29 protein-coding genes and 1 tRNA gene are annotated in these 23,632 nt (G+C 46.0%); 9 read left to right on the top strand and 21 right to left on the bottom strand.

The genetic code is table 11. The features are described 5' to 3' along the window. Nucleotides 1-4: 4 nt before the first annotated feature. The 5 genes from MHI42_RS29470 to MHI42_RS29450 all read right to left on the bottom strand — a co-directional run bounded on the left by MHI42_RS29470 (nucleotide 5) and on the right by MHI42_RS29450 (nucleotide 7,083). Nucleotides 5-2,938, bottom strand: coding sequence for a type I restriction endonuclease subunit R (locus MHI42_RS29470; protein ID WP_342421456.1), 2,934 nt, complete (start codon nucleotides 2,936-2,938; stop codon nucleotides 5-7). Further along, entirely contained in the window at nucleotides 2,935-4,170 is a 1,236-nt protein-coding gene (locus tag MHI42_RS29465; protein WP_342421455.1) for a restriction endonuclease subunit S, read from the bottom strand. Before MHI42_RS29465 ends, MHI42_RS29470 begins: the two co-directional genes overlap by 4 nt. Next, entirely contained in the window at nucleotides 4,160-5,656 is a 1,497-nt protein-coding gene (locus tag MHI42_RS29460) for a class I SAM-dependent DNA methyltransferase (RefSeq protein ID WP_342421454.1), read from the bottom strand. Before MHI42_RS29460 ends, MHI42_RS29465 begins: the two co-directional genes overlap by 11 nt. A gap of 159 nt (nucleotides 5,657-5,815) precedes the next feature. Next, nucleotides 5,816-6,547 (bottom strand): hypothetical protein, encoded by a 732-nt coding sequence (locus MHI42_RS29455; protein ID WP_342421453.1) that lies wholly within the window; start codon nucleotides 6,545-6,547, stop codon nucleotides 5,816-5,818. 323 nt (nucleotides 6,548-6,870) lie between these two features. Then, nucleotides 6,871-7,083, bottom strand: a complete 213-nt coding sequence (locus MHI42_RS29450; protein WP_342421452.1) for a helix-turn-helix transcriptional regulator — start codon at nucleotides 7,081-7,083, stop codon at nucleotides 6,871-6,873. A gap of 136 nt (nucleotides 7,084-7,219) precedes the next feature. On the opposite strand from MHI42_RS29450, the gene MHI42_RS29445 reads away from it, so the two are divergent. Further along, nucleotides 7,220-7,510 (top strand): hypothetical protein, encoded by a 291-nt coding sequence (locus MHI42_RS29445; RefSeq protein ID WP_342421451.1) that lies wholly within the window; start codon nucleotides 7,220-7,222, stop codon nucleotides 7,508-7,510. 187 nt (nucleotides 7,511-7,697) lie between these two features. Here MHI42_RS29445 and ltrA read toward each other — a convergent pair whose 3' ends face one another. The 4 genes from ltrA to MHI42_RS29425 form a co-directional block, all read right to left on the bottom strand. Further along, entirely contained in the window at nucleotides 7,698-8,864 is a 1,167-nt protein-coding gene (gene ltrA, locus MHI42_RS29440) for a group II intron reverse transcriptase/maturase (protein WP_342421450.1), read from the bottom strand. 929 nt (nucleotides 8,865-9,793) lie between these two features. Then, nucleotides 9,794-9,879 (bottom strand) — tRNA-Leu (locus MHI42_RS29435). 149 nt (nucleotides 9,880-10,028) lie between these two features. Continuing rightward, the gene (locus MHI42_RS29430; protein ID WP_342421449.1) at nucleotides 10,029-10,484 is read right to left on the bottom strand and encodes a WGxxGxxG family protein; all 456 of its coding nucleotides are present in this window, start codon (nucleotides 10,482-10,484) and stop codon (nucleotides 10,029-10,031) included. 76 nt (nucleotides 10,485-10,560) lie between these two features. Further along, on the bottom strand, nucleotides 10,561-11,247 hold the full coding sequence (locus MHI42_RS29425) for a M15 family metallopeptidase (protein WP_342421448.1): 687 nt from the start codon (nucleotides 11,245-11,247) through the stop codon (nucleotides 10,561-10,563). Between the two features lie 251 nt (nucleotides 11,248-11,498). Here MHI42_RS29425 and MHI42_RS29420 point away from each other — a divergent pair, with 251 nt between their 5' ends. Beyond that, a complete protein-coding gene (locus MHI42_RS29420) occupies nucleotides 11,499-11,660 on the top strand; it encodes a hypothetical protein (RefSeq protein WP_342421447.1) in 162 nt (53 codons plus the stop codon). A 36-nt stretch (nucleotides 11,661-11,696) separates the two neighbouring features. Here MHI42_RS29420 and MHI42_RS29415 read toward each other — a convergent pair whose 3' ends face one another. Next, nucleotides 11,697-12,032 (bottom strand): YolD-like family protein, encoded by a 336-nt coding sequence (locus MHI42_RS29415; RefSeq protein ID WP_342421446.1) that lies wholly within the window; start codon nucleotides 12,030-12,032, stop codon nucleotides 11,697-11,699. A 243-nt stretch (nucleotides 12,033-12,275) separates the two neighbouring features. Then, entirely contained in the window at nucleotides 12,276-12,866 is a 591-nt protein-coding gene (locus MHI42_RS29410; protein ID WP_342421445.1) for a hypothetical protein, read from the bottom strand. A 228-nt stretch (nucleotides 12,867-13,094) separates the two neighbouring features. Between MHI42_RS29410 and MHI42_RS29405 the strand changes: the two genes are divergently transcribed. Then, on the top strand, nucleotides 13,095-13,592 hold the full coding sequence (locus tag MHI42_RS29405; RefSeq protein WP_342421444.1) for a PH domain-containing protein: 498 nt from the start codon (nucleotides 13,095-13,097) through the stop codon (nucleotides 13,590-13,592). A 17-nt stretch (nucleotides 13,593-13,609) separates the two neighbouring features. Here MHI42_RS29405 and MHI42_RS29400 read toward each other — a convergent pair whose 3' ends face one another. Beyond that, entirely contained in the window at nucleotides 13,610-15,073 is a 1,464-nt protein-coding gene (locus tag MHI42_RS29400; protein WP_342421443.1) for a glycosyl hydrolase, read from the bottom strand. A 228-nt stretch (nucleotides 15,074-15,301) separates the two neighbouring features. Between MHI42_RS29400 and MHI42_RS29395 the strand changes: the two genes are divergently transcribed. Both MHI42_RS29395 and MHI42_RS29390 read left to right on the top strand, forming a co-directional pair. Continuing rightward, on the top strand, nucleotides 15,302-15,742 hold the full coding sequence (locus MHI42_RS29395; RefSeq protein ID WP_342421442.1) for a NucA/NucB deoxyribonuclease domain-containing protein: 441 nt from the start codon (nucleotides 15,302-15,304) through the stop codon (nucleotides 15,740-15,742). Between the two features lie 241 nt (nucleotides 15,743-15,983). Beyond that, on the top strand, nucleotides 15,984-16,121 hold the full coding sequence (locus tag MHI42_RS29390; RefSeq protein ID WP_156118708.1) for a hypothetical protein: 138 nt from the start codon (nucleotides 15,984-15,986) through the stop codon (nucleotides 16,119-16,121). A 48-nt stretch (nucleotides 16,122-16,169) separates the two neighbouring features. Here the strand turns inward: MHI42_RS29390 and MHI42_RS29385 are convergent, their stop codons facing one another. After that, nucleotides 16,170-16,325: a hypothetical protein gene (locus MHI42_RS29385; protein WP_155991357.1), complete on the bottom strand. Its 156-nt coding sequence runs from the start codon at nucleotides 16,323-16,325 to the stop codon at nucleotides 16,170-16,172. Between the two features lie 174 nt (nucleotides 16,326-16,499). Between MHI42_RS29385 and MHI42_RS29380 the strand changes: the two genes are divergently transcribed. The 3 genes from MHI42_RS29380 to MHI42_RS29370 all read left to right on the top strand — a co-directional run bounded on the left by MHI42_RS29380 (nucleotide 16,500) and on the right by MHI42_RS29370 (nucleotide 17,614). After that, nucleotides 16,500-16,676 carry a YjfB family protein gene (locus MHI42_RS29380; protein ID WP_171719981.1) on the top strand — a complete coding sequence of 59 codons (177 nt, stop codon included), beginning with the start codon at nucleotides 16,500-16,502 and terminating at the stop codon, nucleotides 16,674-16,676. Between the two features lie 143 nt (nucleotides 16,677-16,819). After that, entirely contained in the window at nucleotides 16,820-17,362 is a 543-nt protein-coding gene (locus tag MHI42_RS29375) for an ImmA/IrrE family metallo-endopeptidase (protein WP_171719980.1), read from the top strand. An 87-nt stretch (nucleotides 17,363-17,449) separates the two neighbouring features. Further along, nucleotides 17,450-17,614: a hypothetical protein gene (locus MHI42_RS29370; RefSeq protein WP_342421441.1), complete on the top strand. Its 165-nt coding sequence runs from the start codon at nucleotides 17,450-17,452 to the stop codon at nucleotides 17,612-17,614. A 100-nt stretch (nucleotides 17,615-17,714) separates the two neighbouring features. On the opposite strand, the gene tnpB is transcribed toward MHI42_RS29370, so the two are convergent. From tnpB to MHI42_RS29345, 5 genes are all read right to left on the bottom strand, one after another. Beyond that, complete coding sequence (gene tnpB / locus MHI42_RS29365) at nucleotides 17,715-18,788, bottom strand: IS200/IS605 family element RNA-guided endonuclease TnpB (RefSeq protein WP_342421440.1); 1,074 nt, start codon at nucleotides 18,786-18,788, stop codon at nucleotides 17,715-17,717. A gap of 9 nt (nucleotides 18,789-18,797) precedes the next feature. Beyond that, a complete protein-coding gene (tnpA, locus tag MHI42_RS29360; protein ID WP_342421439.1) occupies nucleotides 18,798-19,196 on the bottom strand; it encodes an IS200/IS605 family transposase in 399 nt (132 codons plus the stop codon). Nucleotides 19,197-19,593: 397 nt separating this feature from the next. Continuing rightward, nucleotides 19,594-19,791: a hypothetical protein gene (locus MHI42_RS29355; protein WP_342421438.1), complete on the bottom strand. Its 198-nt coding sequence runs from the start codon at nucleotides 19,789-19,791 to the stop codon at nucleotides 19,594-19,596. Between the two features lie 116 nt (nucleotides 19,792-19,907). Next, nucleotides 19,908-20,177, bottom strand: coding sequence for a hypothetical protein (locus tag MHI42_RS29350; protein ID WP_171719978.1), 270 nt, complete (start codon nucleotides 20,175-20,177; stop codon nucleotides 19,908-19,910). Nucleotides 20,178-20,275: 98 nt separating this feature from the next. Beyond that, the gene (locus MHI42_RS29345; protein ID WP_342421437.1) at nucleotides 20,276-20,635 is read right to left on the bottom strand and encodes a MerR family transcriptional regulator; all 360 of its coding nucleotides are present in this window, start codon (nucleotides 20,633-20,635) and stop codon (nucleotides 20,276-20,278) included. Between the two features lie 99 nt (nucleotides 20,636-20,734). On the opposite strand from MHI42_RS29345, the gene MHI42_RS29340 reads away from it, so the two are divergent. Further along, a complete protein-coding gene (locus tag MHI42_RS29340; protein WP_342421436.1) occupies nucleotides 20,735-21,445 on the top strand; it encodes an SDR family NAD(P)-dependent oxidoreductase in 711 nt (236 codons plus the stop codon). A 72-nt stretch (nucleotides 21,446-21,517) separates the two neighbouring features. Here the strand turns inward: MHI42_RS29340 and MHI42_RS29335 are convergent, their stop codons facing one another. From MHI42_RS29335 to MHI42_RS29325, 3 genes are all read right to left on the bottom strand, one after another. Next, complete coding sequence (locus tag MHI42_RS29335; protein ID WP_042139313.1) at nucleotides 21,518-21,907, bottom strand: hypothetical protein; 390 nt, start codon at nucleotides 21,905-21,907, stop codon at nucleotides 21,518-21,520. 180 nt (nucleotides 21,908-22,087) lie between these two features. Continuing rightward, nucleotides 22,088-22,891, bottom strand: a complete 804-nt coding sequence (locus MHI42_RS29330; RefSeq protein WP_342421435.1) for an undecaprenyl-diphosphate phosphatase — start codon at nucleotides 22,889-22,891, stop codon at nucleotides 22,088-22,090. A 231-nt stretch (nucleotides 22,892-23,122) separates the two neighbouring features. Next, on the bottom strand, nucleotides 23,123-23,542 hold the full coding sequence (locus MHI42_RS29325; RefSeq protein WP_245647916.1) for a hypothetical protein: 420 nt from the start codon (nucleotides 23,540-23,542) through the stop codon (nucleotides 23,123-23,125). Nucleotides 23,543-23,632 lie beyond the last annotated feature (90 nt).

Here is a 23,632-nt window from a genome sequence, read left to right as displayed (position 1 = left end):
CTCCCTATTTTTTATAATGAATTCCTGCCAGATCGACGAGCTGAATGGTCAATGACTCCAGCTTGTCCTCTGGACACTTGAATACCCGCAGTTGACGCTTGGTCTGCTGACGCATTTCCCGCTTTACATCATCCTTTTGCGTCCATTCAATTACAGACAGCTCTTGAATCTTTTCCGTGATGACTTCGGTTAAGGCTTTAAGCGCCTCTTTATTATCCTCTTCAGGAAGCTGCTTTTCCAGCATTAAAAAGAATGGATATTGCTCTCGGGTAAGCCCAAGGTGCTCCCCCTTCCTGGCTGCATCCCGCATCTCGCCCATAATCTCCTGCATCTTCTCCATCATTTCAAAAATATCCATTTGCTTCAGCTTCCGAGCTTCGATCAGCTCTTCCAGCTTCTTCTTCAGTGAGGTATACAGTACAGGGTTTTCATCTAGCTTCACCCGAATTTCATGACGGATGGCATGCTCCATCTCAGAAGCTTTGGCTTCACCTTGGTACTGGCTCAAATGTTGCTCGAACTTACTGGACAAGATATCAATGGGATCATGCAGAATTTCCACTTTTGAAGCCCGCAGGTGATCAGCGATCAGTTGTCTGACCTTTTCTCCCAAGTCGCTGATATCCATATCTTCTACCTTATATCGGGACTTGGCAGCTTGTCTTACTTTACCGAGAAAGGCCAGGTCGTTCACATACGGCTGTGCCATCGGATTCGGTAAAATCATGTCCATACTCTTAGCAAATAACTTGAAGGCATGTTCAAATTCGCTACGTACATCTTCTGGCTCAAGGATTTGAATGCAGCTCTCCAGATCTTCTTTACGGATATAGTCAAAATATCTCATGGCTGCACGATGACGGCTCTGTAATCTAGGAAGTTCACTGCCGATTGGCATAAGTGCTCCTTGAATGTCATCCTTGGAGAAAATATCAAGCGCCTTTTCCAGAAAGTTGGATACGCCAAAGTAATCCACGATGAGGCCATAAGTTTTACTGTCGTATGTGCGATTGGTACGAGCAATCGCTTGCAATAAGTTGTGCTCCTTAAGAGGCTTATCCAAATACATGACCTGCTCAACTGGTGCGTCAAAGCCTGTCAGCAGTTTGTCGCATACGATCAGGAAGGACAGCTTGTCTTCATCCATCGGCTTTTTAAAACGTTCAATCAGCAGCTTTTCTTCATCTTTGGAGATTGCATACTCCTTCTTACGGTCGTCATCATCGTTGCTGGTTGAATAGATGACCGCTGAATCCAGATCACTGAGTTCATCCATCTTCTGTTTATAGGTCACTGCAGCATCTCTGGAAATGGCGACTATCTGAGCTTTTAGCCCATTCGGTTGAATGTGTTCTTCATAATGTTTGATAATGTCGAGTACAATCTGCTCAATCCGTTTCGGGCTTGCGATAATAGCTTCTTCGTCAGCATACTTTTTCTTAATTCGCTCTCTGGTCTCTTCGTCGTATTCACGGAATTTGCGGTCAAATAACTGATCCAGCGTTTCCCCTTCCACATGCAGATGCGATAGTCGTGCTTCGTAAAAGATAGGAACTGTTGCCCCGTCATCCACCGCCTGCTCAATCGTGTATTTGTCGATATAGGAGCCAAATGTGCGGGTTGTACTTTTATCTTCTTTGTCGATTGGGGTACCTGTAAATCCTAAGTAGCAGGCATTCGGGAGAGCGGTGCGCATGTTCATGGCAAGACCTTTGTACTGCGAGCGATGAGATTCATCAATCATAACAATTATATTAGAAGCGGTAGAAAGCACAGGGAACTTATCTTGGTCTTTGTCCGTTTGAAATTTCTGAACCAGCGTCATAATGGTTGAGCCTGGTCCCTGCTTAAGCAATCGTTTCAGATCACGTACGCATTCAGCCTGCTGAGGATTAGCAAACCCGCAACGACGAAATGTATTCGTTATCTGATTATCCAAATCTTTTCGATCCGTAACAATGATTATAGTCGGGTTACTTAACGCTTCAATTCGTCTCAGCTTGACTGCCAGGTATAACATGGTGAGTGACTTCCCACTGCCCTGCGTATGCCATACAACGCCACCGCGATCTCTTGGATCGTGTGCCGTCAGAATGCGGTTTGCTGCCTTATGTACGGCACGGAATTGCTGATAGCGGGCCAGCTTTTTGATGACACGGCCACCTTCAGGTTCGAAGACAATAAAGTTTAGGATGAGATCCAGCAAGTTCTCTTTAGACAACATCCCTGCGATAAGAATATCCTGAGGTGTGGGGTTGATTCCAACTTCAGGACTGGTCAAAGGGTATGGATCTTTCCATTCTCCGAAGTGCTGTACTTGGGCTCCAATCGTTCCAGCTTTAGCACGGTCATTGCTTGTAGCGATTAGGATTTGATTATAGTGAAATAGATGCTCATAGCCCTTCTGATAGCGCAGCATCTGCTTGACAGCTTTGCCGATCTGTTCATCGATGGAAACCATCGGGCTTTTGCATTCGATTACAACAAGCGGCAAGCCGTTGACAAACAAGATGAGGTCGGGACGGATCGGCTTTTCACCACCAGTGATCGTAAATTGATCAACGACCAAAAACTCATTATTTAACGGATTATCAAAGTCGATCAGCCTTACGGTCTGACCTTTCTTTCCCTTGCCGAGATCCTGTTGGATGGAAATGTAGTTCACCAGCATATCATGGATTTTTTCATTGGTTTCCATCAAGCTTGCTGCTTCCGCATGCTTAATAGAGCGGACAATTTTACTCAGGTTGTTATCCGAAAGCCAGGGATTCAGAGTCCTGATCGCTTTGGTTAGCCGCTGAGTCAGTACTACTTCACGTCCAGTCTCACGCTCTGCATCCAGTGAAGGGCCATGCAGATGCGCATAGCCCATATCCTGAAGTTGCTGAATAAGACGGTTCTCGACCAGTTGTTTTTCGTTCCAATCACTTGTGCTCATAACAGCACCTCTTCGGGTTGGTCAGTTTTCACTCGGACTTTTCCAGTGAGGAGGGAATTCATTAATCCTTTTTTTAAAATTTCATAGCATTTGCGTTTAGATACTTCAATTGACAGCTTCTTTTCTATAGAGTCTAAAACATTTATTATACTAATTTGTTCAGCTACTGGTGGTACAAGTACAGGAAATTGTTTAAGTTGCGTAGAATTTATAGATGCAAGGTTAGTCGTTTGTTTTGCACAACTTAAAAAATATGACTTACCATAATTACTCGAGCATAAGTAGCTCAAAAATTTAGGAATAATTAGATTTGAGGTTACTCTCACACGAAAAACATGGTTTTGATGAATGAATATCTTTCCTTGGTCCTTCCAGATAAATCCTCTGCCTAATTTATCAATATCTCCACCTTCTGTTAATAGAAGGTCCTCCTCCATGAGGGAGTATTTTTGTATTTCTTCTTCTGTTGCATCAATATATTTTATTTCAGAAAGGTCTATATAGCCATCCTGAACGTTAGCTACTCTAATATATGGGACACTTTGCATATTAGAGTTAGTTGTTTTTCTACCTTTTGTGATTCCTGACTTTATATCAGAACAACTATCCATTGATACAACTTCCCAGGTAACAGGGATAATTCCAATTTTCGTCTTCTTAAACTCCGTATGCCCAATTCCCTTTGTCAGCAACTGCTGCATTAAGCCTTTCTTTATCGTTTCAGTTTTATAGATAATCGTTTCTGTCTTTTCAATGGCTTTGTCGACAGAAGAGAGAATTTCGGCGATATTTTGTTGTTCATTTTTAGACGGCAATACCAAAACCAAATTTTCAATATCTTTTTTAGATAAATGTTTTACCGTAGTCGCAGGAGTAGTTTCTTCTATTCTTTTAAGTTCACTTTGTAATCTATAATAAATAAAATCCATGTCTAACGTATTAAAGTTTTTTGTAGTAATTTTTGCTACCCGTTGATTGAGAAGAGAATCTGGTCCTTTCCATTTAATAATGTTAAACTCACCATCCATACCCACTAATACTTCGCCTGATTTGACAATATATTTCCCATCAAAAGGTCCATCATAGAATGTAGTCGGATTATTGGTCTTTAAATCTCTTATGCGAATCAATGGTATGCCCTTATCTTTTGTAAAGAGATTTGAACTAAATGGCGAACCTGTAAGTATCTCCAATTCAATTTTCATTTTACTTTCTTTCCAATCACACACCATACCCCAACTCCTTCAAAAACCCATACATCTTCGCTTCAACTTCTTCCCGCTCCTGCTCTAACTTCCGAAGTGCTGCAATTGCTTCTTCTACGTCGATTTCTTCCTCTACCTCAGCAGAATCTATATAGCGGGCAATGTTCAGGTTGTAGTCATTCTGCTTTATTTCATCGAGACTAACCACACACGCATATTTCTCAATATCCTGCCAAGCGTCGTAAGCCGAAACTATCTTCTCAATATCCTGATCACGAAGCACATTCTGGTTCTTGCCTTCCTGGTAATCCTGCGCTCCATTTATAAACAAAACATTTCCCTTCTTGTGCTCTTCCTTATGACGATTCAGGATGACGATACAAGCAGGTATTCCCGTACCGTAAAAGAGATTGGATGGCAGACCAATTACGGCTTCGATCAGTCCTTGTTCTCCGTGCAGACCTTCAAGCAGCCCTTTTCGAATTTGCCCTTCGGCTCCACCACGGAACAAAATACCATGGGGCATCACAACCCCAGCTTTACCGTTATGATTCAGTGTAGCCGCCATGTGCTGAACAAACGCTAGATCCCCTTTATCTTTCGGAGGAATACCAAAACCAAAACGTCCATAGGAATCAGCTTCCGCTTCTTCACGCCCCCAGTTACTCAATGAAAATGGAGGATTAGCGATAACACGGTCATAAAGAATAAGTTCGCTGTCTTCCGTTAGCTTCGGATCACGAATCGTATCTCCCTTTTCGATACGGGGATCACTCAATCCGTGTAGAAGTAGGTTCATTTTACAGATAGCCCAGGTGTTGAGATTTCGTTCTTGACCGTGCAGCGTCAGGTTACGTGAATTGCCACCTTTAGATTTGATATAGTCTACAGACTGGATCAGCATCCCCCCAGATCCTGCCGTTGGATCGCATATACGCATGCCTTCTTCAGGCTTGATCAGCTTGACGATCAATTCAACCACTTTACTAGGGGTATAGAATTCTCCTCCCTTTTTCCCAGCATCATCTGCGAACTGCTTGATTAGATATTCGTAGGCACGCCCTAACATATCAGGTTCAGTAAGATTGTCATTACGCAGGTTAATGGTGCCAAAGTGCTGAATCAGTCGTAAAATCAGCTTGTCAGGCAGCTTTTCTTTATCGTTAAAGTCGATGCTGGCAAGAACACCTTGCAGCTTCGTGTTTTCTTCTTCAAGGCTTTCAAAAGCAACATTTATGGCTTCGCCTACATTGCTTGTAACTGTGGATAAATGGGACCAACGTGCACGCTCAGGTACGAAGAACTGGTGCTCGTCACGGTCTGTCCAGCCATAGGTTTTGCCTTCTTCACGCTCGATTTTTTCGGCCACTTCTACAAATACATCATTCAGCCGCTTCAGAAATAACATGCCAAAGATATAGTTTTTGTAATCGGATGAATCAATACTTCCGCGCAAGATATTGGCGGACTCCCACAAATGGGATTCAAGTTGCTGTTGGGTAAGGGTACTCATGTTGGCCTCCATGTATTTCATCTTCTCGCTGCTACTATAGGTCTAATTATCTATTAAATAAAACAGATATTTAAATAATACTATAAACCTGCTGGTTAATATAGTAATATAAGTGTTCTCTTAGCAAAGAATGACCCTATCCGCCCCCGAGAATGCATATTAATTCTCTACCTTCCAACCCTCAAAAGGCTTCGGTGAAGCCAACCTCGTATCAAATTCATCAACGAAGTAAACATAAACCCTGTCCTCACCTGTAATAATATATATGTAATCCAATATCACCTGCGAAATTAAAGTTCCATACGTTTCAACAAACCGCTCTTTCTGAAAATCTTGAGTGTAGTACCAGGCATCTGAAACTGTGACTTCAATTTGACTCCAGCTATTCTCGCGGGGTTTTATTTTTAGAATGATGCCATCGGCCTGCTTATAGATTTCTTTCAGCTTTGTTGTCATTTTCTCAGCATTTTGTTTCAGCCGATCAAAGGTATATACCACTTGATTGTTATTATCCACCACCTTATAGACCAAGTAGTTTGTACGCCCTTCTTTATAGGTAAGGCTCGCTACAGCGCCTGAAATGGATTGAGCTGTTTCTTTGGCAACTTCCTTTTTAGCTTTGTTAAGAATGATCTTTATTGTCTTGTCCTCATCTGATATCAAATAGTAGTTAATCAAAGGATACCAAGTTGTTTCAATGAAATTGTATTCCATTTCATTCTGCAAACTACCTGGAGTAAACAACAGAATTCCATCTCCGCTACTACTTACTTGAGCAGGAACCACTGCTGTCTCTGGGGACTTCATAGCATTAGTACCAAAGAAAATGCCCAAGAGTACTACTACCACTACACCAAATAGTGAGATCCCTTTGCCTTTATTACTTCTCATGTTCACTCTCCTAAGCTAACATACTAAAGTTACAATAATATTAACCATTCTTATAATTTGATATATTTCCTGAATATGAAATAAAAAGCACCGCCATGGGTACTTTTTAAGTTCAGATATTCATTTATATATGTCATGACCCTCAACATCTTGTCATCACTTCGTTCAAAGTATCGGAGTTCTTACTTGCATCAAATTGAGGAAATCATCCTCCAGAACAACATACTAGCAGCACTTTGAGAAACTCCTTCTTGGCTCAATAGCTTCCTGACTATGAAGCAAAACATGTAGAAAAAGAGCACTTTCAAAGGTACTCTTTCATTTTATTCCTCCGGGCTATACTCAATCAATTCCGACAACTTACATTCAAAAGTATCACAAAGCTTAAATAACGTCTCCAGCTTAATAGTCTCTAATTGGGTTCCTCTGTACAGCTTATTGATGGAATTTCGGCTTAGTCCTGATTTCTCCATTAATTCGGTAATGTCGTCTATCCGATGTTCAGCCATTAGAATTCTTAAATTGCTTTTCAACAAGAAGTTCCCCTCCAGCTATTATGTATGATAATTGCAGACAACGGATTGACCTTATAGAGTTAAAATTCAACTTTACAACTAACCTCACGAGGTTATATAATGACCTTGTAAAGTTAATGGTTTGGAGGTGCCTCGTTTGTATGAATCTTTAGAAACTTTAACCGACCCACTGATCCGCATTCGGCTTGAAGGAATGTACCGCGAACTGTCCAACACCGATCCTAATTATAAGCTTCTCGTATTGGAAAGCGATGAGTTCTTCCAGCAGCTTAGGAGTGTTCTCCCGGAGGATCTGCAAAAGGCTTCATTCCTCTATGAGGATACTCAGATATCGCTTCAGGCTATTCTTGAACGCTCCATCTATCTGCAGGGATTTAAAGATGCACTCTATCTCTTCAATGAACTACAAATTTCGTCACATGATTAATTCGATCTTTTATTTACAATATCCTTTTTCTAACCGGGGTAGTAGGGTAAGACGAGGGATTACTCCCTCGGACTCCCCGTCAAACCGTGCATGCAGATTTCCCGCACACGGCTTTCCTTCGTCAGTTCCCCATCTTCAGGAGTGAGTTTCCTTCATCCATCGCCGGATTGCCTATTTCACTCCTGAATTAGGAACGCGTGGTGAGTAAGCTTGTTAGAAATACCATTCCCGCTGCTTCCAGTTCCTTATTTGGAATCAACCGGTTTGACTCCGTAGATTTCTTTTTGCGCCTGAAGGCTCGCACCCTCATCCGCGTCCATTTATCCAGACGTTCAAACTTTTTCTTTACATCTCCTATCCCAAAATAGTTTCCAAATCCTCGGATGATTTCGTTTAGCTTCTTGAGCATTCCCTCCAGGTTGGTTCCTTGCTGCCTTCGGGTCGCGTTTCGGATTTGTTCCTTATATTTCTTCATTTTCGCTTCCGGCAAGCTCACATAGTTCCTCCTGAAGTCAAATCCCAGAAAACGAAATCCTTCTTTAAAATCCACCACTTTGGTTTTCTCCGGGTGCATCCGCAGCCCTAGGTCCTCTTCCAGGATCTTCTTTGCTGCCAGATATGCCTCTTTTGCCTTCTCCTTACTCTTGCATAGGATCACAGCATCGTCTGCATATCTGACAACGGCAAATCCCTGCTCCTTCATTCCCCAGTCAAACGTATTCAGATAGATATTTGCCAGCAGCGGCGAGATAACCCCGCCCTGTGGAGACCCGATTTCCGTTTCATGGAACTGATCATCTTCCATGATTCCCGCCGTTAGCCATCCGCGAATGAGCGTCAGCACTTTTCCGTCGGTGATCCGCTCTCCTACCTTCTCCATGAGTCCTTCGTGGGGAATTTCATCGAAGAAAGATACAATATCCAGGTCCACTACATATTCATATCCGTTACGTTTGGCCCGCCGGATCGTGTGTATGGCTTGATGCGCCGAGTATCCTGCCCGAAACCCAAAACTATAGTAGTAAAAGTCCTCTTCAAAGATAGGCTCAATGATTTGGCGTACCGCTTGCTGACATACCCGATCCCGGATCGTGGGAATGCCTAACGGCCTTAACTTCCCATTCTCCTTCTCGATGTAATGCCGCCTCACGGGATCTGGAACGTAACGCCCCTGCTGCAATAACCTTTGGAGTTCTCTTAGGTTCATGCTCACATTCTTCTCGTACATTAGGGTGCTGACGCCATCCACACCGCCACTTCCTTGATTCTTCTTTACCGATAGCCAGGCTTCGTGCAGATTGTTCATTTGGTAAACCTTATCGATTAAGGAATAATAACGTCTTTTCGGTTTCATTGGTGTTTCACCACCTTTACCGCTACTCACCAAGCTGGTCTTGTTTCCGCTACATAGATCGATTCCTTGCTTATTCCATCCCGGCAACTGCGTGTTAGAAAAAAAAACTTTCAATCGCTCCTGCTGCCCTGGATGTACTCAGGTCGCCAGTTTGCCTCATCCCCAAGCGCTCTTTCGCTCTCGGCGGGACGTACCCCCTCGGTCAAACCCTCGCTGGTTTAAGACGTTTACGATCTCCACTCACGAACACTCACAGGCTTTGACGAAGCACGTTCCCTTCGCCTCTGTCTCTCCTCTTTTGGAGTGAGAGCAGGGTATGCGACACCACTTTTTTTTCTGGCTAATTGCCTTTCAAAAAAAAAAATCCAGGCGCATACTCATCCGGGTTTTCTCCTCCAGTCTGTTACCAGCTTTCATTGGCCCGGATTTACTCACTACTACGAAACGATCCGCCATCTCGCAATCCTTCGGCTTGGCTTTCCCTTTCGGTTATACCTCCCCTACCTTGTCCGCGTTTGCGTCAAGGAGACTACGAGACTTCCCTCAGTTATCTGCACCTTCTATTCCATCCATCCTGACCCTAATCACGTCGATGAGTTCTACAGGTCATTTCCCTTTGGTTGTTTTCCTGTAAAATATACGTTCTCGTATAGGCTTCCCCGTTTTTCGGGCGGGTCGCCCGACATCGCCGCCACCTCTGGTTCACTGCATTCCGGGCTGGACTTTGCCTGCAGGCCCTTCGGATTCTTCCTCACGGAAGACACCCTGCCTATCCGTGCAACCTTCGGTTGCCGGATATCTACTTCGGCTACGGCACTTTAAAGGGTAAAGTTACCGGGTGGATTTGAACCACCTAGATGGTGCGACTGTGAGGCGCACCAAAAAAAGGGCTCATTCAACTGAATGTGCCCTTTCATTGTTACTATGTATGCCGAGGACGGGGGTCGAACCCGTACGGTACTCACGTACCGCAGGATTTTAAGTCCTGTGCGTCTGCCTGTTCCGCCACCCCGGCATGTTATGTGCGTGGTTAACGCGACAAGAAATATAATATCACGTATTATGGGGATACGCAATAAATAATTACCATTAAATTTTCCTGTATCCAGACAAACAGCCCGATCAGCCGAAACTGATGCGGGCCCTTTGCTGTTACTACCCTGTCTAGTGGCGTTCCCGCTCGCCGCTTCTGCTGCGCATACCGACCAGCCCCAGAAGTCCGAGCAGGCCGAGCCAGCCCCAGTTAGAGCCGTTATCGTTATCGCCTGTGGTGCTCTGTGCCCGGTAGATGCCGGTTGGAGTGCTGTTGTTCAGCGGAGAGACAGAGCTGTTGTCTCCGGTACGGATTTTATCCTTCATGATCGTCTCGTTCTTATGCATTGTGCCTGTCGTCTGGTTCATCATGGTATTGCCCCGGCCGTTCGTCATCGGTGTGCTCCGGCCATCCATGTCCCCCATGTTGCCCATAGTACCCATTCGGGTATCCGATGTGGTGCTGTTGGTAACGGGTGCCGTTCCGCCCATCCCTGTCGTGCTAGCCGCAGCAGATGTGTAACCGGCTCCGAGCAGACTCATGGAAAGTACTGTGCCGCATGCAAGGCTTGTAATCAGCTTGTTCAAGATGGTATGCCTCCTCTGTGGTTGTGGTTTATCGCTGATAATTTCCCCACACGGCACATCATCTATGCAACGCAGATTATTCCTTTATGATGTTCACGGTCTTGTTCACAGGGTCATAAGTTACCTTGGCTCCAAGCGCTTCTGCTATAGCACGCACAGGAGCATAGGTGGTGACGCTATCCAGCACACCAGTTGTAAGCTTCTGGCCATTCAAGGTGATGTTTACTTTAATATCGGTATTCACTTCTGGCTCACCTCCATTAATCCGGCTTAATGCGTCCTTCACCTGCTGAACAGTGGGGTGCTTACCCGCCCGAAGCTCAGCAGTGGTTAGTCCGAAGGTCATCTGCAGATGAGAGTAGTCCTTGAAGGAACTCCAGTCCCCGCCCCACTCGAAACCGAGCTTCTTCGCCTCCTGTGCAACCTCTTGCCAGTCCGCTACCTTATCCCCGTCTCCGTCACGCTTCATATCCCAGGATACGCTTTTGCCATCCGGCAGCAGCAGTGCGAAATCAATCGCCAGGCCGTAATTGTGATAGCTGTTCCCGCCCTTGGCATTGGTTACAATAGCGCCTTTCTTGGTTCTTCCTTGCGCGTATAGCGCATTCTGTTCGGCAATGGTGCGCATTCCCTGGGTAATGAGGATCGGAATCCCTCTGGCATAACTCCGCCGGATGAGCTCTGTAGCACCCGCCAGCAGCACCGGATGCAGATTGCCCAGCCACCCTGCCGATTTACTCTTCACTTGATCCAAAGTCAGCATATACTCACCCCCTGGTATAGTAAATGCCCCCTTGTACAATGTTGCATGTACACTTTCACCCCTGCATCCGCCCAAGTTTGCCAGGCTCCCTGAAGCATACGAAATAAGCCCCCAGGCAATCCTGAGGGCTTTAATGAGGCTTGATCCAGCTTAACGTAAATAGGAGCCAACAAGGATGAATTGCTGCACCACAGGCCACACTAACATGGAGTACCGTTAATCCTTAATCCCGCATGGAAAGGTGGACAACCATGGATATTCACAGTGACAGCTATAAGGTAGCCGCGCTTAGCGATCAGGAGGATGTTGTTGAAGTGATCCGCGAGGCCGAGTCGGCCATCGCCCGGATGACCGGGATTCCCGGAGTCACGCTGATTGCTTATGAAAAGACGGAAACCGCCGGGAGAAATTAACCGCTCCGTCCGCTCCGGCCAGCTTCGCCTGTACCCTCAGACGATATAGGCGTCCACAATATCATCCACGTTCAGCCACTTCCATTCCTCCGCCCACTGCAGCTTGATTTCGCGCGAGTGGGTGTGAATGGAGGTCACAAATCCGCTAAGCAGCTTGTGCTCGAGAGGGTCAAACAAGACTATCGTTACCCGCACATGACTCCGCAGCGACAAAGCCAGTGTATGCTCAATTTCCTCCAGCTTGTGCTCATCCGGAACCGGCCTGACGCTCTGCCACGTCTCCCGTTCACCTCTACTGATTACGCGCATCTGCTCCGGCAGTACTGTCCGGTTGCTGTCCCACAGGTTATTGCCCTCCAGCTTTTTGCCCATTGCCGCTCCCCCAATCTATGGTCTGTATACAATACGCAATACGTTGTCCGCCCATGTACCGAACGTATGTTTGTATTATATCCGTGATCCGGCTTTTTAAGCAAGCAGAAATATATGTAAGCACCCAGACCTGGAAGGAACGATACCGGACTCCGCCAGCACAGCAAAATAACCCCACAGCAGTGGGGCTAGTTTGAATTCATTCTGGTAATTACTCAGGCACTAAACGGGGATGAATACTTTTTAATTGGCCGTGTTTCCTGCCGTGCTCCCTGTCGTTGCAGCTCCCGTATCCGTCTTCGCAGCCGCGCCCGCCTCTGACGGGTCCACAATTAGACCTTCTGTGCTCTCTTCCGGATCAATCAATCCTGCGGCCGCTCTGGCTTCATTCAGCTTGGAGATGCCGTACAGCATCGCAACATCCGCCTGCTGGTTCATCGCATTGAATTCCTCGGCAGTTACATCAGGAGAAACCGCGCTTTTGGAGGCCTGCTCTTTAATGGAATAGGCACTTTTAAAAGCAATAATAGAATCTCTGAGCAGCGTCTGGATGGTGTCCGGCAGGCTCTTGGAAATCTTCACGTCACTCACCTGATTGGCGATATCGGAGGCGGTATCCTGGAACTCGTCCACGGCCTTCTGCAGCTCCTTGTCGGTCGCATCTCCGGTTGAATACGAAGTTAAGGTGGTGTTGAAATTTTCCAGCGAGGATTTACCCATTTCATCGAATTTTGACATTTCATTGTAGAAGCTCTGAACTGTATCCTGCACTACTTCCTGCGAAGCAGGTTCTGCGCTGTCATTGCTGCAGGCACTTAGGACTACAACGATCATAAGTAATCCTGCAAATAAAAATCGTCTCATATTTATATCCCTCCACTTAACAGAATAATATCGAATTTTGTTAAGTGCAAATGAAATTAATGTAAAATCGGCCGGGATGAAACATTTTCCTGAGATAAAGCGTATTCACAGAAAGAAACACAAGAGGAACCCGGTAGTGACTGGAAATTCTTGTTATACTATAATCAAATTATCCGTTATACGAGAGGAAGATATCTTATGCCTTATTGCACAGCCTGTGGTGCGGAATATAAGCAAGGTGCCAAATTCTGCGGAGAATGCGGAGCAGGTACAGAGGATAATAACGCTCCGGCAGCAGCACGCCGTCCGTCGGCAGACCGGGTCTCCGGAACAAGCACAGAAACCGAGCTGTGGCAGGGTAAGCCTGCGGGCATATCCGACCGGCTCAAGGGGCTTATTGGACTCAATACCACCAGATACACGATTACTACCCAGCGGATTATGGTGAAGAGCGGACTGATCGGCAAGGATGTCGAAGAAATCGAGCTGCTGCGGGTCAATGATTTTTCCGTCACGCAGTCGATTCCCGACCGTATATTAGGCATTGGAACGCTTACGATCCTCTCGGATGACGCCTCGTCGCCGCAGCTTCCTTTCCGCAAAATCCGCAAGGTTCAGGCTGTAAAAGACGTGCTGCGACAAGCGGTCCGCAACGAAAAAGTCGCCAACAACATCAGCTACCGCGAACAAATCTGACCTAAGACCTTCCCCTGTCAAGGAAGATACAAAGCCCCTGCCGGAATTACGCCTTTGACCTGGCTGGGGCTCTCCCACATCAGCACGGCCCGCGCATCCCCCTGGTTCTCGTAATACTCTACTTTCAGCTCATGCAGCTTACCCGCAATCAGCTTCACACTGCCTTGCCGTTCCTGCCCGCTCTGCTTCATCCAGCTGTCAATAATCAGCTTGCCGTCAATCCATACCCGGATGCCATCATCCGAAGAAGTATAGATGCTGTAAGTCTCACTGTACACCGCACTTAACCTGCCGCTCCATCGTACCGAGAACATATCTGCACCAATAGCCGGATCAGGGGCTGCCTGTCTCCAGATGAAGTTGATGTTGGCATCCGTCCGGGTGAGGGCGGGCTTACCGCTGAGCGTAATGTTATTGTAGTACTGGCCATACAAGCCCGGCTTAGGAATGCCGCCCGTTGATGGATCCATTGCTGCATATTCATCTCTGGTGAACACGAAATTATCCTTCATAAAAGCTTTGATCACCGCATCACTGTTCTTCTCATACAGCAGCTTGCCCCAGGTCATCTGGTAGCTCCATTTGTTCTGGGAACCAGCCAGCAGGGCTGCCGGAGGAAGCTCCCCATTCTCGCCTATGGCGATCAGCTTGCCGCGCCCCAGATCCCAGAGACTGTCATGATGGCTCCCCTTGAAGTCCGCTTCATAGATATCCAGGGCCAGCACATCCACTCTTCCGCTGCCCGGGTAATATTTCGCAGGTTCATCACACCACTGATTCTTCGCATTCGGACTCCACACCCACAGCAGATTATGCAGCTTGTGATATACGGTATACCGCTCGAACATAATCTCCCAGAGGGTGCTGAAGGAAGACTTCTGCCCCCACCAGAACCAGCCGCCGTTCATCTCATGGTAAGGTCTCCAGAGCACAGGTACACCGGCATCATTCAGCTTTTTGAGATACACGGCTACTTTGTCCAGTTCGGTAATCATTGCTGTGTATTGAGCCGTTCCCGGAGTAATATATTTGCTGAAATCAGCTTCGCTGAGACTCATTGAGACATTCGCCCAGGCCGGAGCGGTTCCCGGCAGATTGGCGTGATAGCTCATCGTCACGATTCCCCCGGCCTGATGCCAGCGGACCGCACTGTCCGTGACGCCCTGCCGCTGGCTGCTGATTTGCTGCTCCGTCTGGTTACTGATGGGTCCCATTTCATAGCCGTGAAGTCCCGCATAGCTCCCGCCGGTATTCTTCAGCTTCACGCTGAATTCATCCGGGCTCTCCAGATAATCATGCTGTCCGCTGATCACGCCTTGCCCCTGCAGCCAGTATAAGGTGTTCAGCAATTTACGCGCAGGCAGGGCCAGCTCCTCATCCGCAGGACTCATCAGCACACTGCGGAAGGCGGCCTGCCACTGTACATCGCCTACCAGCCGTGACGCGGAATCCAGCAGATCTCTGAGTACACGCTGTTCCACTTTTCCCACCATCCTTTTCCATCTGTTTGTACATTTTATGGCGAATTATGTAACATCAGAACGGCGGATAGACAAGAATTACGTCTGTTCCAACTCCGCAGTCATACGCTATACTATTGTGAGCGCAGGCTTCCTGCGCCCACAATACTTAAGCGTATGCTTCCGAAGCGAGTTTTGCCGGAGCTTATCACTTGGAAGCTATGCTAACAAAACTTTAAAGGAGCAGATATGAAAGCCAAAAAATTCATCACCAGTCTCATTATTGTTGTTCTGCTCAGCCTGGCTGCGTACTACTTCGGGGAGAATGGTCAGCTCCCGTCTCAGACGCCGTCTTCTGACAATTCGGAGGTTGTCCGGCTGGAATTCCCGTCTGACCGTTATCCGGAGACCGCCAGACATATTCAGGAAGCGATTGAGAACGGGGAGTCCCCCATCTGCACGATTGACCGGAATGAAGCCGAAGAGAACCGTAAGGAATCCCTGAAGGGCGTACCCACCAAAAAAGGTTATGACCGCGATGAATGGCCGATGGCGATGTGTGCAGAAGGCGGAGCCGGAGCCGATATTGAATACATAACCCCAAGTGATAACCGCGGGGCAGGAAGCTGGGTAGGCAATCAGCTGGAGGACTTCGCAGACGGTACCCGCGTAGAGTTCATGTTCAAATAGGCAGAATGACTGACTACTCCCGCGCTACCGCTATCGCAAATAATTGCTGATAAGAAACAGATCTCATATTAGCCGCTCTCCTCTCCGTCATATAAGGACATTTGCATGCCTGTTATGCGAACGACAGTTCTTTATGCAATTTCACCCGGATAAAGCGTAAAATAGGGTGGGATATTATTCCATAGACGGAGAGCCGGGAGTGTTCTATATCTGTTATCGGGGGAAAAGGCTGTACGGCCCTATGTCCGAGGCTGAAGCCTTACAGGAATGGTTTGCACTTGCAGGTACAGTCAAGGAGTTGTATATCATTGAAACGGATGAGCATACAGGCAGAATCAAACGCCAGATCGGTCCGGCGGCACGCAAAAAAAAGAAATAGCCCCATCCGGCCACAGGCCAGACAGGGCAGCACTTGTTCAATGCGGTTCTAGAACAAACAGGCTTTAGTGATAATAACCAGCAGAATGAACAGAACCAGAATCGCACCAGTCGAAGTCCAAGGGCTTACTACCGGAACAATCGGAGGACCCTGATTAACTCCACCGACGTTATTTCCACAACCGCAACCATACTCTGCTCCCATAATTTAATTCCTCCTCTTGAATATTGAATACAGCACAGAATATGTGGAAATCTAACCGGTGGCATGGGCCAATCGGCAAAGAAATGCCATTTACCTAACGGCCAAGCCCCAATCAGTCGATATAAAAGGTGGATGCGCTGCTTCAAAGAAAGGAAACTTTGAGGAGGAACACAAATGGATATTGCTGCGTTATCGGTTGTCATGAACCAGTCCTCATTATTGCAGGCTGCGGGACTACAGGTAATGAGTATTGCCAAAGATCAGGCACAGACGGATGCCCAGAATATGGTCCAGATGCTGAGTCAGGGCGTACACCCCACCTTGGGAAAAACACTTGATATTCGCGCCTGATTGCTTTATGCTTACAAACATAGGAACACCCGTTCCATATCCATTCAGCTGCTGAATGTTGAGTGTGCTGATTGCTTAGCCCTTCTGGGCTTTTCTTTTGACCATTAATACGAACATACGATCTTATATTGAGGTGATTGATTATGCAATCCTATTATCAGATGACTGCGTTGGAGAAATGGACAGAGGATTTATATCAGCGCATCGGTGTCCGCCAGCCGTCAGACATATCCATTGAATACATAGCCGAGCGGCTGAATATCTGGATTCATTATCTGGATGTCCGTAGCAAGAGCATTGAGGCCAGCGCGGGAATGTACAGCATGTTTATCGACAACAGGCTCCCTCCCGAACTGCAGCGGCTGGAGTTCCTCCATGAGCTCTGTCATCTGCTCCGCCATGCCGGCAAGCATACTCTGATGCCTGAACAGTTCACGCAGGCGCAGGAGGATGAATCGGAACGGTTTATTCTCTATGCCGCCATGCCCTATTCCATGATTTCTGCACGGACACTGCCTGAACTGCGTGAGGATGCCGTGGCTGAGCTTGCCAGTACCTTCCAGGTGCCTGTGGAGCTGGCTCTGCAGCGGATTGACCAGATCCAGCGGCGGATTTTCCAGGGGCAATTAATGGCCGTAATGGAAAGAAACGAAGACAGAAAATTAATCCATAGACATATTCGCTAAGCGCTGCGGGGATAATACCGGCATAGACATTAGAACAACAGATGTACCTCTATGCATGGTTACATTTCAACCGTAAAGGGGAGCGACATGGAAGCCATAAAAGTCATTCAATTATTGCTGACCCATCCGGATTACAGCGTAGATGCAGTTCATCCCGAAATTCCGGATTTTGTCGGCATCGAGACCATTGAAGTGGACCACGAAACGCAGACCTTCTCCATCTTACTGCAGGAACCCAAGGAGTACGAGTGAACTACACACCACCTAAGAGGTGGGTGCTTCTTGGTCAATAGAGCTACTGCTCCAAGTTTACCCAAGCTTATAGGCTAGTTCCTAACCCGCTAAGGGCCATTTACATGGCTAGTTGTAGAAGATTCAGTGCCGCATTCCGGTCTCTGTCATGCTCCGTATGACAGGCAGGGCAGGACCACTCCCGTACGGCTAGGTTCTTTACTTCTGCATTTTTGTAGCCACAGCAGGAACACAATTGACTGCTTGCAAAGTGTTTGGGAGCAATGATTAATTCTCTGCCGTACCATTTCGCTTTGTAGGTCAGCATGTCTCTGAACAGGCTCCAAGACACTTCGGATATGGCTTTGGCTAACTTATGATTCTGCATCATGTTCTTTACACGCAAGTCCTCCATCACGATCACTTGGTTTTCGTTTATCATTTGGGTGGACGTTTTGTGTAAAAAGTCTTTCCGTTGATTCGCTATTTTTTCATGCAGTCTGGCGACCTTCAGCCTTGCTTTATACCGGTTACGGCTCCCTTTCTTCTTTCGTGACAAGTCCTTTTGCAGCTTGGCTAATCGTTGTTCAGACTTCCGCAAGTACTTCGGATTCGGTATGATTTCGCCATGTGAAGGAATCGCAAAGTCTTTCAACCCCAGATCCACACCGATCTTCGTCTCGAGTGGGGGCAATGGGATGATATCCGTTTCCACCAATACGGAAGCGTAATATTTTCCCGTGGGTGTTTTGGAAATGGTGCATGATTTAATACGTCCCTCGAATGGACGGTGCAGCTCGATTTTGATTTTCGTTTTTAGTTTGGGAATTTTGATCCTTCCCTCTGTAATGGCAATGGTTCCCTTCTGGTTATTGGTTGTGAAGCTATGGCTATTCTTCTTCTTGCTCTTGAATTTTGGAAATCCCGCGTTCGGTTCACGGAAAAAATTCTGATAAGCCTTCTCTAAGTGAAGCTGGGCATTGGCTAAGGCTAGACTATCCACTTCTTTCAGCCAGGCAAAATCCTTTTTGTATGGCGCAGGTGTCGTTTTGAGCATCGTTTCCGTTTGCTTGTAATGTTCAATCTTATCTGCAAGCATTCGATTGTAGATGAAGCGAACAGCGCCGAATACTTTAGTGAAGTACTGCTCTTGCTCATAGGTGGGATGGATTCGATACTTATAAGCCTTTAACACCTGCCCACCTCATTTCTGACCTTGAGATTCGATGTACTTCCGGATGACTTCAATCGGCGCACCGCCAGTCGTCAGTAGACAATAACTTCTGGACCAGAAATATTCCTTCCACAGCTGTTGACGAATTACAGGAAATTCTTTCTTAATTAGACGGGAGGATGCACTCTTATAAGCGTTCAGAAATTTAGAAATATCGCTATTGGGGTGAGCTTTCATTAGAATGTGAACATGATCCTTGTCATGCTTCCATTCCTGCAGGGTGATATTGTAATTAGGCTGAATAGACTCAAATATCTCTTGTAACCGATTCGAAATGTCATCGTCTATTACTTTTCTGCGGTACTTCACGACTAGAAGAAGATGATAATGAAGAGAGAATACTGAATGATTATTTGTGTCTAATTCCATGGATATCACAACCCATTTCATAATACTACTGAATAGTTTTATTGTAATATTTTAGGTTGTATTTGTCTATGAGAAAGACCGCTGACATTCATCCCGCCACTTAGAGAAGTGGGGGGAATTCTGACAGCTAACTGTTAAACCTCCGTGAAGAATAATCAGCATATAGAGAGCTAGCTCAGTCCGTAACCTTTCATCCTATAAAAAAGTGACCCCGCCAACGTCCGGCAGGGTCTAAGGTTTCTATCAGGGGGTATGTATACAATATACTCACCGTTGCTTAAACCAACCTTAAATCTGGCTGAGCCTATAATAATATCTTTCAGATGATCGCAATGGGCATCATGCTTATTGTAACGCTGGTCTGCACTTCTCTGCTGATTAATGACAAGAATAACGACTAGCCGCTGCTGACAAACTGGATAATCCCGATACCCGCCATTGCCAGGAAGATTCCGAGTATTACCGCAAGCATGATCCAGACTACCTTTTTGGTGGACTGCGGGGGCGGGTTATAGTTCTCCATCACAGCAATCCGTTTCTCCAGCGCAGCAACCCGCTTCTCTAGTTCAAGATTATTATCCTCTGCTTCACTCATTGCCACTCTATCCTCCTCTCCTTTGGTTATATATTTTTAATTATTTCATCATGATTCTGTAACTTATATCTGTGAAGTCAACATCTCCCTGAGCCTGCCTTCGGAACTTCGGAACTCTACTTTGCTCTTCTGCGAGCTATTAGCCAATCGAACAATAATCCAAACCCCAGCCAGAAGAAGAAGTGAATGCCGTATAGTATAAACTGGAACAGAAGTTCATTGTCCATGGTGTAATGCAGATCTGTCAGCTGAGGGTTAAGCCATAACAGCAAAGGACTTGTCAAAAAAAGCAGCAGGTTTTTATCATCTTGCCCTGACAGATTAATCATACATACCGCTACAGACAGAATCGGTAACCACAAACCCAATCTCTTCATTAATTTCATTTTAGCCCCTCCATTTACTAAATACTACCATATAATGATAGACGGGGACCATGACATACATCTTGAATCCATAGAGAACCTCGCCAGAATATTATCTATTAATAATTCTCCCCGGCATAATACCGCTCCAGCTTATGCTCCAGATGAATGAGCTGTGCTTTCTTCGCTTCTATATCATCCAGGAGCTGTTTCTTCTGATTCTGAATAAGCGTAATCCGCTCCGGTAAGGTAGCCGTACCGGCTCTGACCATGTCATGATACTTCTTGATCTCCTCCACACTCATTCCCGTTTCACGCAGACATCTAAGGAAGATCAGCCAGGTAATTTCCTGCTCGGTATACAGTCGGTTGTTCTGCTCATTGCGGGCTACTGCATCCAGAAGTCCTTTTCGTTCATAAAAGCGGATCGCCCCTATGCCCACCCCAACTTTTTTGGCGACTTGTCCTATCGTAAACATTCCGTTTCACTCCCGAATTTTTATGTTGACCTACACTAAGTGTAGCATAATACACTTTGAATTGTTGCTAGACCATATCCCGCAGAAAGAAGGATTACGATGAACAGAACCGCTTTTGTAACAGGCGCCAATAAAGGAATTGGATTTGAAATTGCGAGACAGCTCGGTGAAGCGGGCTGGAAGGTGTTGCTTGGTGCACGCAGTATTGAACGGGGGGAAGCCGCAGCTTCCGAACTAAGAAACCAGGGATTATACGCAGAGTTCGTGCAAATTGATATGACTAATCAAGAAAGTATTGAAGAAGCGGCCGGCAGCATTCGGGCCAACTACGCTGATCTGAAGCTTTTAATTAATAATGCCGGCATGCCGGGAGCCTTCTCAAGCTCATTCAGTGCAACCCGAGAGGCCGATTTGCGCAATGCCTTTGAAGTAAATTTCTTCGGAACATTCCGCCTGAATCAACAGCTGTTCCCCTTAATCCAAAAGAATGAAGGAACCATTGTGAACGTATCGACCGATATGGCCTCACTTCACTTCATGCAGAGCTCTGCATATGCGCTTAATGCTTTTGACTATAACGCCTCCAAAACCTCCAACAATGCAATGACCGTGGCCATGGCGATTGAATGCAAGGACAGCAATGCTCAAGTATTCGCCGTCACTCCCGGCTTCACCAAGACGGATTTGAACGGCAATGCCGAAGGCGGCAAATCCAAAGCAGACGGTGCAGCTATTATTGTCGGCTACGCAACAGATGGTAAACGGCATAACGGGGAGTTTCTCGATGTAAATGGGGTTTATGCCTGGTAATGCAGGTCAGACTTGCCACGAAAGAAAAATGCCCGCCAACGGATTACGGTTGACGGGCCACTATATAATAAACTATCGTGTCACTTCCATGAAAAACTGCTGTAAATCCAATTCGGATTTTATATTTTCAATCACATTTTTCAAACCAGGAACCCAGAGCAAAGTATCTTGCCGAATATAGTTTAAAACTAAGGCGCAACTCCGTTCAAATTTTTCAATATGAGGGCTGTGTTCATTTTTCAAAACTTTTCTGACCTCATCTGCTAATTCCATATAATCAGAGTCAATGTGATCTTGCTTATTTATTTCAGCGGGTTTTAATTTGGACCAGGCGTAAGCTCCTCCAGCCACTACTTCTTCAGATCCCTCCACATATTCCAGAGACGAATCCTCGTTAATGAATTCATTAATCCGCGCCTCTAAACCTTTGAAGGTTTGGACAAAATCAATTACGTCTTCCAAAAAGACACCTCCCAAATAGATAAGAAGATGTGATTTTCCGCTGCTGTAAAATTCCTTCAGTTAGCAATCACAATCTTGTGTGAGTCCAGTGTATCGCATTTTTAAACAAAAATACATTGTGAAAATTTGAACCTTCTCCAGAAAACTCACATTAGATCCTTAACAACTAAATGGAACTAATTAATGTATGACGATGAAATAGAATAGAGCTGCTAATACAAACCGATAGAGGGCAAACCATTCCAAGCGAAGACGTTTAATCAGTTTGATAAAGGTCACTACGGCAATCATTGCCACTATAAAGGATGCCGCAAAGCCAATTAACATTAGAAGTAAATCGTCAGAATTCAACAAATCACGGCTATCATACAAATCCAACAAGCTTGCACCAAACATCACAGGGACGGAAATAAGAAATGTAAAATCTGCGGCGGCTTTTTGGCTAGTGCCTAGCAAAAGGCCGCCTGAAATCGTCGAACCCGATCTCGAGAATCCCGGCCACAACGCCAGGCATTGGAACAGACCGATTCCGAGGGCTTGTTTATAGCTAATTCCATCCATCGTATCAGCGGTTTCTGTCCGCCTATTCCGTGCAGCGATGATCATCAACAAGCCCCCGACTACTAGACCGATCACGACAGGAGTCGGGCCGAATAAACGGCTTTTTATAGTATCCTTGAAGAGGAGATACAGGATTAATGCAGGCAACATAGCTAATATCATATGAATGATGTTTAATCCTTTACTTTTGGAGAAATCCATTCTAACCATATTAAACCCAATCTCCAAATACCTTTTCCAGTAAAGAATTAAAACCGCCATTACTGCACCCAGCTGTATAACAATCTTAAAAGTGATTGCAGCTTCTCCCTCAAAGCTAAGCAAATCACCTGCTAAAATAAGATGTCCGGTAGATGATACCGGTAGAAATTCAGTTAAACCTTCGATTATGCCGAGAATGATTGCTTTCATAATATCAGTCACCGGTGGATAGCCCCCTTTCGGTAATGGAATCTTTTTTTCCAGTATACGGGGGATGTACTTATTTCCCCATCGATTTACATAACAATCTTACATGCGGTAAGACATTATTGTCACATGGCTATTGTTCAGTCTTAATTCCAAGCTTTTTTTATGTATAAAAGCGAATCACAAGAAAAGCCACCAAGCTAATGGTGGCAGCATTTTATTAATTATCTATTTGTAAGGTAACCGCTAGGCAAGTTGCGTGATGACAAGATGTGCTGAAACGGGTCTTGTTCCTCCAGCAAGAGGAGTAATCGTAAGTGCCGTGGAATTACCCGCTGGATTTCGAACTGTCAGTATGCTATTAATAACTGTTGTTTGCACTATAGCCATTTCTACGATTTGAGAGGTACCAGTTGCACGCCCAACCACGGTATAGGCAAGATCCGCACCATTAAGAGTTAAGATGAGTTGCCCTGCCTCGGTTACGCTAACCTGAAACAGCACCTGATAAGTCCCGATTACCGCTAAATTAAATGAGCTGGGTCCGATTCGGGTAATCGTCGTCCCGCTGGTTGGGCCATCTTGAGGAAAGCTCACATCTGTGCCCGGTGCTACAGTTGCTGCATTATCCGGGGGCATCAGAGCAAAGAAATCAGCAAATCCCAATACCCCTCCAGCTGCTCCTGTGGCCCCGGCTGCTCCTGTCGCTCCGGCAGGTCCTGCGGCTCCTGCTGCTCCTGCTGCTCCTGTTGCCCC

Source organism: Paenibacillus sp. FSL E2-0178 (assembly GCF_038593005.1).
GTDB lineage: Bacteria > Bacillota > Bacilli > Paenibacillales > Paenibacillaceae > Paenibacillus_AQ > Paenibacillus_AQ phytohabitans.
The sequence above is the reverse complement of the archived record's forward strand: the minus strand, read 5'-3'. Positions and strand labels throughout refer to the sequence as shown.

Bases quoted from the DNA above. Each gene is read 5' to 3' on its own strand.
- MHI42_RS29470 (WP_342421456.1), bottom strand. From the start codon at position 2,938: ATGAGCACAAGTGATTGGAACGAAAAACAACTGGTCGAGAACCGTCTT.
- MHI42_RS29465 (WP_342421455.1), bottom strand. From the start codon at position 4,170: ATGGTGTGTGATTGGAAAGAAAGTAAAATGAAAATTGAATTGGAGATA.
- MHI42_RS29460 (WP_342421454.1), bottom strand. From the start codon at position 5,656: ATGAGTACCCTTACCCAACAGCAACTTGAATCCCATTTGTGGGAGTCC.
- MHI42_RS29455 (WP_342421453.1), bottom strand. From the start codon at position 6,547: ATGAGAAGTAATAAAGGCAAAGGGATCTCACTATTTGGTGTAGTGGTA.
- ltrA (WP_342421450.1), bottom strand. From the start codon at position 8,864: ATGAAACCGAAAAGACGTTATTATTCCTTAATCGATAAGGTTTACCAA.
- MHI42_RS29425 (WP_342421448.1), bottom strand. From the start codon at position 11,247: ATGCTGACTTTGGATCAAGTGAAGAGTAAATCGGCAGGGTGGCTGGGC.
- MHI42_RS29420 (WP_342421447.1), top strand. From the start codon at position 11,499: ATGGATATTCACAGTGACAGCTATAAGGTAGCCGCGCTTAGCGATCAG.
- MHI42_RS29415 (WP_342421446.1), bottom strand. From the start codon at position 12,032: ATGGGCAAAAAGCTGGAGGGCAATAACCTGTGGGACAGCAACCGGACA.
- MHI42_RS29410 (WP_342421445.1), bottom strand. From the start codon at position 12,866: ATGATCGTTGTAGTCCTAAGTGCCTGCAGCAATGACAGCGCAGAACCT.
- MHI42_RS29405 (WP_342421444.1), top strand. From the start codon at position 13,095: ATGCCTTATTGCACAGCCTGTGGTGCGGAATATAAGCAAGGTGCCAAA.
- MHI42_RS29395 (WP_342421442.1), top strand. From the start codon at position 15,302: ATGAAAGCCAAAAAATTCATCACCAGTCTCATTATTGTTGTTCTGCTC.
- MHI42_RS29390 (WP_156118708.1), top strand. From the start codon at position 15,984: ATGTCCGAGGCTGAAGCCTTACAGGAATGGTTTGCACTTGCAGGTACA.
- MHI42_RS29385 (WP_155991357.1), bottom strand. From the start codon at position 16,325: ATGGGAGCAGAGTATGGTTGCGGTTGTGGAAATAACGTCGGTGGAGTT.
- MHI42_RS29380 (WP_171719981.1), top strand. From the start codon at position 16,500: ATGGATATTGCTGCGTTATCGGTTGTCATGAACCAGTCCTCATTATTG.
- MHI42_RS29375 (WP_171719980.1), top strand. From the start codon at position 16,820: ATGCAATCCTATTATCAGATGACTGCGTTGGAGAAATGGACAGAGGAT.
- MHI42_RS29370 (WP_342421441.1), top strand. From the start codon at position 17,450: ATGGAAGCCATAAAAGTCATTCAATTATTGCTGACCCATCCGGATTAC.
- tnpA (WP_342421439.1), bottom strand. From the start codon at position 19,196: ATGGAATTAGACACAAATAATCATTCAGTATTCTCTCTTCATTATCAT.
- MHI42_RS29355 (WP_342421438.1), bottom strand. From the start codon at position 19,791: ATGAGTGAAGCAGAGGATAATAATCTTGAACTAGAGAAGCGGGTTGCT.
- MHI42_RS29350 (WP_171719978.1), bottom strand. From the start codon at position 20,177: ATGAAATTAATGAAGAGATTGGGTTTGTGGTTACCGATTCTGTCTGTA.
- MHI42_RS29345 (WP_342421437.1), bottom strand. From the start codon at position 20,635: ATGTTTACGATAGGACAAGTCGCCAAAAAAGTTGGGGTGGGCATAGGG.
- MHI42_RS29340 (WP_342421436.1), top strand. From the start codon at position 20,735: ATGAACAGAACCGCTTTTGTAACAGGCGCCAATAAAGGAATTGGATTT.